9 protein-coding genes are annotated in these 11,822 nt (G+C 48.5%); 7 read left to right on the top strand and 2 right to left on the bottom strand.

Annotated features, from left to right (window positions below; translation table 11 throughout):
- Nucleotides 1-37: 37 nt before the first annotated feature.
- The 5 genes from ETF27_RS07765 (at nucleotide 38) to ETF27_RS07785 (ending at nucleotide 4,307) form a co-directional block, all read left to right on the top strand.
- Nucleotides 38-1,141 (top strand): Mrp/NBP35 family ATP-binding protein, encoded by a 1,104-nt coding sequence (locus ETF27_RS07765; RefSeq protein WP_130829926.1) that lies wholly within the window; start codon nucleotides 38-40, stop codon nucleotides 1,139-1,141.
- Between the two features lie 123 nt (nucleotides 1,142-1,264).
- Nucleotides 1,265-1,471 carry a hypothetical protein gene (locus ETF27_RS07770; RefSeq protein ID WP_147785670.1) on the top strand — a complete coding sequence of 69 codons (207 nt, stop codon included), beginning with the start codon at nucleotides 1,265-1,267 and terminating at the stop codon, nucleotides 1,469-1,471.
- Between the two features lie 226 nt (nucleotides 1,472-1,697).
- Nucleotides 1,698-2,978 carry a serine hydroxymethyltransferase gene (gene glyA, locus ETF27_RS07775; RefSeq protein WP_130829928.1) on the top strand — a complete coding sequence of 427 codons (1,281 nt, stop codon included), beginning with the start codon at nucleotides 1,698-1,700 and terminating at the stop codon, nucleotides 2,976-2,978.
- Nucleotides 2,979-3,249: 271 nt separating this feature from the next.
- Complete coding sequence (locus tag ETF27_RS07780; RefSeq protein WP_130829929.1) at nucleotides 3,250-3,984, top strand: hypothetical protein; 735 nt, start codon at nucleotides 3,250-3,252, stop codon at nucleotides 3,982-3,984.
- 56 nt (nucleotides 3,985-4,040) lie between these two features.
- Nucleotides 4,041-4,307, top strand: a complete 267-nt coding sequence (locus ETF27_RS07785; protein WP_130829930.1) for a hypothetical protein — start codon at nucleotides 4,041-4,043, stop codon at nucleotides 4,305-4,307.
- 76 nt (nucleotides 4,308-4,383) lie between these two features.
- On the opposite strand, the gene ETF27_RS07790 is transcribed toward ETF27_RS07785, so the two are convergent.
- A complete protein-coding gene (locus ETF27_RS07790; RefSeq protein ID WP_130829931.1) occupies nucleotides 4,384-5,901 on the bottom strand; it encodes a hypothetical protein in 1,518 nt (505 codons plus the stop codon).
- Between the two features lie 96 nt (nucleotides 5,902-5,997).
- Nucleotides 5,998-8,805: a TonB-dependent receptor gene (locus tag ETF27_RS07795; protein WP_130829932.1), complete on the bottom strand. Its 2,808-nt coding sequence runs from the start codon at nucleotides 8,803-8,805 to the stop codon at nucleotides 5,998-6,000.
- A gap of 607 nt (nucleotides 8,806-9,412) precedes the next feature.
- On the opposite strand from ETF27_RS07795, the gene ETF27_RS07800 reads away from it, so the two are divergent.
- Nucleotides 9,413-10,210 (top strand): YaaA family protein, encoded by a 798-nt coding sequence (locus ETF27_RS07800; RefSeq protein WP_130829933.1) that lies wholly within the window; start codon nucleotides 9,413-9,415, stop codon nucleotides 10,208-10,210.
- 888 nt (nucleotides 10,211-11,098) lie between these two features.
- Nucleotides 11,099-11,752: a rubrerythrin gene (gene rbr / locus ETF27_RS07805; protein ID WP_130829934.1), complete on the top strand. Its 654-nt coding sequence runs from the start codon at nucleotides 11,099-11,101 to the stop codon at nucleotides 11,750-11,752.
- Nucleotides 11,753-11,822: the final 70 nt, after the last annotated feature.

The raw sequence follows: 11,822 nt of genomic DNA on the forward strand, positions 1-11,822 counted from the left end.
TGCAATCGTTCCATACAAAAATAAAAAAAGCGAAGAAATGACATTATATCCGAAACTCATCACCGACGCTTTGTCGAAGGTGATTTATCCCGGTACGAAGAAGAATCTCGTGGAGAGCGAGATGGTGGCTGACGACATCCGAATAGACGGCATGAAGGTGAGTTTTACGCTCATTTTCCCCCGCCAGACCGACCCTTTCATGAAATCTACGTTGAAAGCGGCTGAAGCCCAGATACATTATTCCATAGACAAAGCGATGGAGGTGGAAATAAAAACTGAGTTCAAGTCGGCTCCGCGCCCGGAAGTGGGCAAGCTGCTGCCCAACGTGAAGAACATCATCGCCGTAAGTTCGGGAAAGGGCGGTGTGGGGAAAAGCACCGTTTCAGCCAATCTCGCCATCGCCTTGGCACGATTGGGCTATAAGGTGGGACTGCTCGACACCGACATCTTCGGACCAAGCATGCCCAAGATGTTCGGCGTGGAGAACGAACACCCTTATGCAGTGGAGAAGGACGGCAGACAACTCATCGAACCGATAGAGAAATATGGGGTGAAACTGCTCTCCGTGGGCTTCTTCGTACATCCCGACACGGCAACGCTCTGGCGTGGCAGCATGGCATCGAACGCCCTGAAACAACTCATCGCCGATGGCGACTGGGGCGATTTGGATTACTTCATTCTCGACACACCGCCCGGAACAAGCGATATTCACCTGACGTTGTTGCAGACACTTGCCATCACCGGGGCTGTCATCGTCTCAACACCGCAAAACGTGGCATTGGCAGACGCGCGCAAAGGCATAGACATGTATCGCAACGAAAAAGTGAACGTGCCCATTCTCGGATTGGTGGAGAACATGGCATGGTTTACACCTGCCGAATTGCCCGACAACAAATATTACATCTTTGGCAAAGAGGGTGCGAAACAATTGGCAAAGGAGACAGGTTGCCCGCTGTTGGCACAAATTCCCATCGTGCAAAGCATCTGCGAGAATGGCGACAAGGGGGAACCTTCTGCCATACGGACAGACACACTGACGGGACAGGCATTCATCAATCTGGCGCAAGCCGTTGTAACGGTGGTCAATCGGCGCAACAAGGCGCAAGCCCCCACAAAGATTATCAACGTTACAAGAAAATAAAAAAGGCAACAGAATTGCCGTGGCAGGGCTGTACGCTCCTCCCTCCCCCACACCTTATATATATAGGCGGTACGCAAATCTCCCCTCATTCGCCAACCGGTCATTTGCCATCGGCGGACATGCGTGTTGCGAACCATTGAACCACACGGCGACAGACGCGTTTCCGAACATTTTTGGATAGGGCTGAACCACGATAGGGAATGTGGTTCCGACCGGTTTTTCAACAGCTCATCCGGAAATCGAAACATGACGAAAAAATTTTACATTCTGAAGGATTGTCCCGACACTCGCAACACACTGAAAGACAACAGATTAAAAAACAGCTTTTAAAAGCTTACCTTTTGCAGTGCAAAAGCTTACCTTTTGATTGCCGAAAGCTCATCTTTTACACGGCAAAAGATGAGCTTTCGGGAACTGATACTGAATATTTTTTCACAATTATTTGTTCGATTTGCGGAATTTCATTATATTTGCAAACAATTAAAAACATAACCTATGTCTTCGAGAGCCTAACCAAACAAAACCGCTTGAAAAGACACTTAATACATTATACAACATGAGAAGAGATCTTGAGATTTTTGATCTTATCGAGAAAGAGCACCAGCGCCAGCTGAAAGGAATGGAGCTGATTGCATCGGAGAATTTCGTAAGTGAAGAGGTAATGCAGGCAATGGGTTCCTACCTTACCAACAAGTATGCCGAAGGCTACCCCGGTAAAAGATATTACGGTGGCTGTCAGGTAGTTGACGTAGTGGAAACGGTTGCCATCGAGCGCATCAAGAAAATCTTTGGCGCAGAATATGCCAACGTTCAGCCCCACTCCGGAGCACAAGCCAACCAGGCAGTGTTCCTCGCTTGCCTGAAGCCCGGAGACACTTTCATGGGTATGGACCTCGACCACGGAGGGCACCTCTCTCATGGAAGCCCCGTGAACACATCGGGAATCCTCTACCGCCCCATCGGCTACAAGCTCAACCGCGAGACGGGACGCGTGGACTATGAGAACCTTGAGCAACTCGCACGCGAAAACAAACCAAAACTCATCGTGGCAGGCGCATCGGCATACAGCCGCGAATGGGACTACGCACGCATACGCAAAGTTGCCGACGAGGTAGGCGCCATCTTCATGGTGGACATGGCTCACCCTGCCGGACTAATCGCTGCCGGACTGCTTGAGAACCCGGTGAAATACGCACACATCGTTACCACAACCACACACAAAACACTGCGCGGTCCGCGCGGAGGTGTCATCCTCATGGGCAAGGACTTCGACAACCCATGGGGCATCAGACTCAAGAACGGCAACCTCAAGAAAATGTCAGCCGTGCTCAACTCAGCCGTCTTCCCGGGCAACCAAGGAGGACCACTCGAGCACGTCATCGCTGCCAAGGCAGTGGCTTTTGGCGAAAACCTCGAACCAAGTTGGAAAGAATACGCCACACAGGTGAAGAAAAACGCTTCCACACTGGCACAGGCATTAATCGATCGTGGCTTCGACATCGTCAGTGGCGGTACGGACAACCACTCCATGCTCGTGGATTTGCGCAGCAAATTCCCCGACCTCACAGGTAAGGTGGCTGAGAACGCACTCGTGGCAGCCGACATCACCGTGAACAAAAACATGGTTCCGTTCGACAGCCGTTCCGCATTCCAAACCAGCGGCATCCGCTTGGGTACGGCGGCAATGACCACACGTGGCGCGAAAGAAGACATGATGCACCTCATCGCCGAACTGATTGACACCGTGCTCACGGCTCCGGAAGACGACAAGGTCATCACCAGCGTGCGCGAGAAAGTAAACGCTACCATGAAGGATTATCCTTTGTTCGCTTACTAATCGACAAGCAAAGAAAAAAAGAAGATTTTTGAAATTATATTTTATGTTCGGATGTCCGCTCTCTTCGGGGAACGGACATCCTCTTTTTCACCCCCTCTCACTCACATTCCTCATCCGAAAAAAGGAAAAATATTAAGAAAAATGAAATAATTTATATTTTTTAGAGAAAAAACAAACACTTTTCACAAACTTTTTGTATCTTTGTCGCATGCGACATACGCATGAGGTATATATTCTAACCGTAATTACTAACAAGTTAATACCTAAACTTATGAAAAAAATTCTACTCTTAGCCCTCGTGGCAATCAGCAGTCTTGCAGCATCAGCACAAGAAGTAACAATCATCACAGAACAACCGAAAGGAACCGTGAAAGTTTACGACAGAGACGGTTCGGCACTTTATTACTACAAAGGTGCAGACGGAAAAGGAAAGCTGGGAAAAGCGAAACAGGACACTCTGGGCACCATGACGATTGTCTATGCACCTGACAACAAAACCATCTACATCAAAGATCCCCTTTCCATCGAAGATATAGGCACATGGGTAAAAGGTACCATTGAAGGAAACAAAATCACTGTTCCGTGTGGTCAATACATTTATCAGAGTAACGAAGGATGGGGCGTACAAGTAGGCATGATGAAAATAAATTCCGAAGGATCGTCGTTTGAAATCAATAATGATATGCCAAACTTCACCTATACTGTTGCCGGCAATACAATCAGTTTGGATAATACAAAAGAAGACTTAACGAGCGTATTGAGCGGATGGTACTCCGATAATAAGGAATGGATAGTTTCGACAGATATAATGTCCAAATATACTTTCAATGCAGAAGCAACTGCCATTGACAAAGTTACGAACAAGGAAAACAACGGCGAAATCAACAATGAAATTTATTACGACCTCAACGGAAAGAAAGTCAATAAGGAAACAAGAGGCGTACTCATCAAGAAATCAATCTTCAAGAACGGCACTGTAGAGACATCGAAATACATTGCAAAATAAGTTTCAATTTTTTTTCATTTTTTCCGCGACGTTCCGACTTTGGGGCGTCGCGGTTTTTGGTTATTCACAAATGGGAAGCAAAGAGAGATTCACGCCGATACATCCGAGGAATTCCCACCAACAAGAACTTGCCCGGGACTTGCAACCACAAAGCAACACTCCTGCCATACCTGACAAGAAGAAGCCTCACAGCCACCTTGTCCGGTGATGGAATGTGGCAGATTTTCCTGCAATGGCTGCAAAGAAAAACCGCCGTATGCCGAAAGGCACGCATGGCGGTTGAGCAATCGGTGAACACAAAAGTGGGAGATAAACCCCTATGACCGGTGTTTACCTCCTACTCGATTCATATGAGCCAACGCGCAACGCCGACTCTGTCTTCCACTTATCAGACTTTGCTTAATAATCGCGGTTCTGTGGGTCGAACTCCGCCCATCCTTTCGTCCAGTCGGTAGCACCGAATGCCCCGATGAAGGGTACTTTCTCGAACCAATTGCCCGCGAAATCGAACACAGCCCCGGTGAGCAACGCACTGCCCGCTACCGGTGTGTAACCATTAGCTCCCACCAATGATTTCCACGAGTCCATCACGAGGTTGCCTTTCTGTGCCTTAAAGAAGGTGCTTGTGAAAGAAGGTTTGCCCGGATCGGTTGTATTGGTCTTGTAATCGTACAACTCATCCTTGTAAACTCCGTTGTAGTCGGATCCGATGATGTCCATTCCTGCGAACCAAATGTTCTCCAATTTCATTTTCCCGGCTTTGGCTGCACCCTGTGTATCGCCCTTCTGATTATCAAGAATCAATCCAATGGGGTAGCCCATGGCAACAGAGTTGTAGCAATTCATGCGCGAGTTGCGACGGATGTGCATTGCAGCCTGAAATTTACCGAGTGCCGCGCCATTGTTGGGGTTCATGCTTCCGCCTGTGATGTAGTCGGTGGTGTTCTTGAAGTTAGGGTCGAGCACCTTCGGACCTACGAAAGTGATGTTCGAGAAAGTAGCAGCCGTGAATGGACTGACATCTGAGCCACTTGCGTTGTTATCGCTTTCAAATCCGTTGCTCTTCGATGTGTCGGCAAGTTTCGAGTCGCGCACCACGAGTCCAAACTGCACGCTTCCGCGGTAGCCGTTGTCGGTATCAAAGTCGTCGTCCCATCCCTTGTAAGCGATGAGGTATTTAGCGTTCACCGTACCTCCGAACCACTCGTAAGAGTCGTCGTTGCTATATGAAACCTGGATGTGGTCGATTTTCGTTCCCGAGCCTACGGAACCGAATGTCAAGCCATTGATTTCTCTGTCTTTCTCAAAAGGATACCCGGCAAATTCGATGCGTACGTAACTGAGCACGCCCGAGTTGTCTGCATCGTCGTTTCCGCCGTGTTTGGTGCGTGGTCCGCCCTCTATCTGCTGTTCTCCTTGATTGGTTTTAGCCTTTCCACAGAGTATGACTCCACCCCAATCGCCCGGTTTGCGTTGTCCTTTTGGTTGTGCGGAGGTGAAGACGATGGGTTCGTTCTCCGTTCCCTGTGCGATGAGTTTGCCTCCACGTTCGGCGATGATTGACGCTTTGGTGGTTTTGTCGCCCTTGATGATGGTTCCCGGTTCAAGAGTGAGTTCTGCTCCGTTGGCAATGTATATCCAGCCTTTCAGCGTGTAGGTGCCTTTTTTCAGTGTCTGCTTGCCGGTGAAGACAAATTCCTGATTGCCGTTGCCTATTTCCTTTCCTTTTGGGTCTTCCATTCCATTGGTAAAGAGCAGGTGGTCGCATGATTTGATTGAGCCGTCCGTTCCCCAGACATATTTTTCTCCCGGTGTGGGATTAGGGTTGGGGTTGGGGTCATCACTGCTGCATGCTGCGAAACCCAATGTGAGGGTCAGCATTGCAGCGTAACCGAAAAACTTAAAATTCTTGTTCATAACTGTTTTGTTGATTTTGTTTCCCTTCTTTATTGCCGATGATGAGTCGGTTTTTCTGTTGGGAAGAAGTTAGAAATTATTTTTGTTGTTCTTGTGTTAAAACTTATAGATGGCAGAGAATCCGATGTTGTGTCCGGGTCGGTAAGACCGGGTTACTTCTTCCACCTTGCGATAGGTTCCGTCGGCGTAGGTAACGTCGGCAAACTGTTTGTAGTTCACCTTTTGTGCGAGCAGGTCGCGCAGGCTTAGTTTCAGTTCCCAGTGTTTTCCGAACTTCTTTGATGCCGTGAGGTCTATGACGTCGCGTGGCATTTCGTAGCTATCGGGTACGCGAGAGTTCACGTCGTTGCCCGAAGTTGTTCCTTCGCTGCGTCCCACTCCTATGATGCGTTTTCCTATTCTGTTGTAGAGCAGCGAAACGTTCCATCCATATTTCTCGTTGATGTAGAAGAAGCCTGAGTTGATGAGGTAAGGCGATTGTCCCTGCATGGGTCGGTTTGCTTCTTTTGCTCCTGCTTCGAAGTTCACTTTCGACTTGATGAGTGCGCCGTTGAACGACCAGCTGAAGTCGGGCAGTCCCATGAAGTCGAGTCTTTTTCTGATGTCGAGTTCCACTCCGTAGCTGTTTGCCGATTGTGCGTTCTTGTAGGAATAGATGAGGTCTGTTCCTCCCGACACGGTGTAGGTCCATTCTATTGGCGAATCGAAGTGTTTGTAGAAAGCTGCCAATGATATGATTTCGCTTTTTCCGGGATAGAACTCGTAGCGCAAGTCGATGTTGTCCACGTAGCAGTTTTTCAGTTTCGCGTTACCTTGTACGTTGGAGGCGAGGTCGAAGTCGTAGAATACGGATGATGACACTTCTCTGAATTCGGGTCGGTTGATGCTTCTTCCGTAGGATGCTCTCAACTGGTGTTGTTCGTTGAATTTATACGTGGCGTTGAGTGATGGGAAGAAGTCGTTGTTCTTGTAATATGTGCTTACATGGCTCACTTCTGTGTCTTTTGCGTTCGAGATGAGTTCCATGTTGTTGTGTTCAAATCGGACACCGGCGTAGATACCGAGTTTCCCAAAGGGGAGAGAGACCGACAGGTAGCCTGCGCCTAAAGTATTGTGTCCGATGTAGTCGTTGCGCATGTTCATCTGTTCGAGCAGATAGAGTTTGTCGCTGCCAAAGTTGTTGGGATTGCTGAGCAGTTCTGTCATGTCCATGTAGCGGAATCCCATTGGCATATTGTTGTCGGAAGCGTCCCAGTTGTAGATGAACTCGCGGGTATCGTAGTCGCGGGTTCGGTATTCCGCGTAGGCTCCCGCCTGCACTATGGGTTCAAAGTTGCCGAAGGCAAAGTGGTGTTTGTCGTTCACTCCTGCCGAGACGATGTGTTCGTTGAGTCTTGTCCATTCTCTCGATATGTCGTTTCCCGTGGTCAGTGCCATTCGTCCTGTTTCTATGGCGTCGTCGGTGAGGTAGCGACGGCGGTCGGGAATCATGCGATTGGCGTAGGCGTAGCCGACGTTCCAGTCCAATTCATCGTTTTTTATGGTGTGTTTCCCGGTGAATTGTGTGTTGTAGGTTGCACGACTTCTGTAATAGTATTCTGCCGAATGTTCTTGGTTTGATTGTGCGCTGATTCCTTCTCTCCACGTGTATCGACTGTTGCCTATTTGGTTAAAGATGTTCTTGAACTGAAACTTGTTCAATCCGTTGGCAGTGAGAAATGTGAGGTTGAGCATGGCTCCGAGTCGTACGTTGTGGTTGTACTGGTCGTCTAAGGAGTGGCGCAAGTAGTTCTGTTGGTCGTTTTGTGCATCGTAGATGCCGAAGAGGTTGTTTTCCATTCCTCTGTAAGCGCGCGTTTCGTTGCTGTAGTTCATCATTGCAATCAGTCCCATGCGGTGTTCGCCCAGGTTCCAGCGGTGGTTCCAGTTCAGTGCCATCTTCAGGTCGCCGAATGGTTGTCGGGTGTGTGTTGTCCAGTCGTTGTTCAGTTCGTTGCCCATCAGGTCGATGCGCTCGTTTCCAAAGTTGTTGAGGTGTGCCCGGAATCCTCCGCCGAGCATTCGTTTCCCACTGTCGAAGCCGAGGAAGTCGGTGCCCGACCCTTTGTAATACTTAAAGTCCTGAAAAGCCGACTGGGTGTTCCAGTTTCCGCCGAGAAGTGCGCTGAACGAGTTTTCTGTTGGGATTTCCTTCGTATTGACGATGATGAATCCTCCGCTGTAGTCGGCAGGATATTCCGGTGCCGGTGTTTTGACGATGGTGAGGTTGTCGATTTGCGAACTTGGGATGATGTCGAACGAGAAAGCCCTTGAGTCGGCTTCCGAGCTGGGCACTGCTCCACCATTTATCCACACGTTGTTGTAGCGTTGCGACAGTCCGCGCACCATGACGAATTTATCCTCTATGAGGCTCACGCCCGGTATGCGTCTTATCACCTCGCCGGCGTTGGAATCCTGAGTTCTACTTATTTCTTGTGCCGATATGTTGCTCACTATGACGGAGCTGTTTTTCACCACCTGAATCATCGCTTGTTCGGTGTTGCGCCTTGCAACTGCCGTAACCGATACTTCCTGTAGTTGTTTCTCGTCAGTCTCCAGAGCCACTTTCAACATCTTATCTGCTCCTGAAGCCTGCGTTTCAACTCCGTCAATTTTTTTTGTTTTGTATCCCACATACCTCACAATGAGGTTGTATTTTCCCGCTTTCAAGTCGGTGATGGTGAAGTTTCCGTCGATGTCGGTAACTGCCACCGGTTTGTCGCCCTCAATTTCTATGGTGGCGCCAATGATGGGAAGATTGGTCTTCGCCTCGTAAACATTTCCGATGATTTCCTGCGCTTGCAGCCGCAAAACTCCGATAAGGAGCAAGAGTGCCGCGAAAAATCCCCTTTTCATACAATTCATCTTTTTTGCTTTTCGTATTTTAATTTGTCGCTGCAAAAGTACGGACGTTGTGTTAAAGAAAAATTAACAAGATGTGAATAGGTTTTTACGTCTTTGTTACGAATTTGTTGCAAACGTTACAAAGTTGTGAAGCGTGGTGTTCGTTTGATTTTTGTAATAAAATGCAGAACTTCTCCGCAGTTCACGCGGAAGAAGAAGCATGATGAAAATATTTTACTTCCGAGGATTGATTACATGGTTTGTAACTTATTGATACACAGAACCATAAAAATTGGGATGCAAAAGCTTACCTTTTGTCTTGCAAAAGCTCACCTTTTGACAGCCGATAGCTTAGCTTTTAGAAGGCAATGGCTTAGCTTTTGCAAGTTGTTGCGGAAGTTTCTTTACAAACTTGCTCCTTGACAGGCAAAAAAACAAGAGGTTTGCCTCCATGACGGACAAGGATGGCGAAGGGGGAAATGAAAAAAATAATGCGGGAACGGCTGATTTTTACGGAAAATGTGATTATCTTTGTAAATTCAAAACATAACCACTACGCGGACATAATGGTCATGGGGAGGGAAAAATTCCATGACACACGAGCGTAAAAACAACAGAAAACAGAACCATGCAGATTATTTTGGCTTCGGCAAAGATTATGAACCCGGATAAAGAACGCTACGAGCAAGGGGCATTGCCACCCACCTCGGAACCGCCTTTCCTGCGTGCGGCGGAACGTTTCGCGCAAGAGATGGCAGGACGGTCGGTGGAAGAGCTGCAGGCAGAACTGAAGTGCAACCGCCAATTGGCAGCAGAGACGAAGTTGCGCTATCAGGAGTTCCCCAACCCGAATTGCAGGCTGCCCGCCGTGTTGGCTTACTTCGGGCAGGCGTACAAATGTCTGGACGCCGCATCGCTCAACGCCGACGACCTGCTTTTTGCCAACCGCCGACTGTGGATTCTCAGCTTTCTCTATGGCATGTTGCGCCCCCTGAACCACATTCACCCCTACCGCATGGAAGGAAAGGTAATGACGGGCGTGTCAGCCGGCAGAACCATGTTTGAATATTGGAAACCGGTGCTCACCGATTTCCTCATCGACAACGTGAAAGCCGATGATGGCATCTTGGTGCATCTTGCCACGGCGGAATATCAACAACTCTTCGATTGGAAACGCGTGCTGAGCGAGGTGTGTGTCGTTCAGCCACGCTTCTACGTGCAAAAAGGCGACGAACTGAAGAATATTACCGTCTATGCGAAGAGCTGTCGGGGAGCCATGACGCGCCACATCATCAGAAATCGCGCCACACTGCCGGAACAACTCACCGACTTTGAATACAACGGCTTCCGCATCGTGCCACGCAGCGTGGGCGAGACCCTGCCGAAAAGCGGACCGGTGGAATGGCTGTGGACGGCACAGGGATGAGCCACGCGAAACGTTACGCCTGCTTGCGCTTCGCCTCGAGAGCCTTGCGCCGAGTGTCGCGTATCTGCTGCAAACGCAGGGTGAGCGTGGTGCCCACCTCTTGATTCTTGGTAATTAACTTTTCCATTGCTTTTCCTTTTTTTTATTCTTCCAAACGTTCGCAAAGATAGCCCGGATTGGATTTGCCGACAAGCATTTCAGACGGTTTTCAGCCTTTCACCACTGTTTTTTTGATGTGCGTCAATACATTTGACCTACATCAAGAAAAACAGCATGACAGCCATGCGCAAACGCAAAATCATTGCCCGACTGCCTTTATTTCATTACCTTTGCACCGAGTTAATAAGTGAATAAAAAATAACCGCGTGTCAAAGGGACGCGCACAGAAAAGAAGAAAGGACAACAATCATGTTTACATTTGGAGTTTTAACCACATTGGCAGCCGTAGTTGCCGAAGTCATCATCATGTCAAAGAAGGACAATTTCGACAGATAAACATCCATATATATGGATTAATTAATGTGGGAGGACACGCAACCGGCGAGTCCTCCCATATTCTTTTTCCGCATCCACACAAAGAACACAGCGCACACAACCGGGAAAAGGGAAGAAAAAAGAAATTATTTAGTTTCCGTCTATATTGAGAAGAAAGACCGAAAAGAAACCAAAATAATTATGAAATGTGAAAGAAATATCGTAAATTTGCAGATGAAAAAACATTGTAAAGATTACAAATATCGAGACGCAACACGCTGAAGTTGCCTGAGGCAGATTTATCGCTCCGCCTCGCGCGCCCGACAATCACCCAACAATGAAGCCACGCTCCCCGCGAGAGAGGAGAAAGGCAAAAAACAAGAAACAACAAACTCATTCAAATACAAAAACATTATGAAGAAAAAATTTATTTGCACCGCTTGCGGATACATGTACGAAGGTGCCGAAGCACCCGCAGAATGTCCCGTTTGCCACGCTAAGGCAGACAAGTTCAAGGAGTTCAACCCATCTGCCCTGAAAGGAACAAAGACAGAAGCCAACCTCCAAGCAGCATTCGCCGGTGAGAGTCAGGCTCACACCAAATACCAATACTACGCTTCGAAAGCTCGCAAAGACGGCTACGTACAGATGTCGGACATCTTCATGGAGACCGCTCGCAACGAGAAAGAACACGCAAAACTCTGGTTCAAGTTCCTGCACGAGGGCGATATCCCCTCCACCGACCGCAACCTGAGCGACGCAGCAGCAGGCGAGAACTACGAATGGACCGATATGTATGAGCGCATGGCAAAAGAAGCCATGGAAGAAGGCTTCCCCGAAATCGCCGTGAAGTTCCGAAAGGTAGGCGACATAGAGAGAAAACATGAGGAACGCTACCGCAAACTGTTGAAAAACATCGCCGACAAAGCAGTATTCGCAAAGGACGGCTCCGCCGTATGGCAGTGCATCAACTGCGGACATATCGTAGTGGGCAAACAAGCACCGGAAGTATGCCCCGTTTGCGACCATCCACAGAGCTTCTTCCAAGTAGCTCCGGAAAACTTCTAATCCATCAGTGTTGAAACATGAACATCAATCTTGCCGCGTCCCGTCTGGACGCGGCTTTTTTCGCTCATCA

Origin of the sequence: Prevotella brunnea (assembly GCF_008016795.1) — a bacterium.
In the GTDB taxonomy this organism is placed as follows: Bacteria; Bacteroidota; Bacteroidia; order Bacteroidales; family Bacteroidaceae; genus Prevotella; species Prevotella brunnea.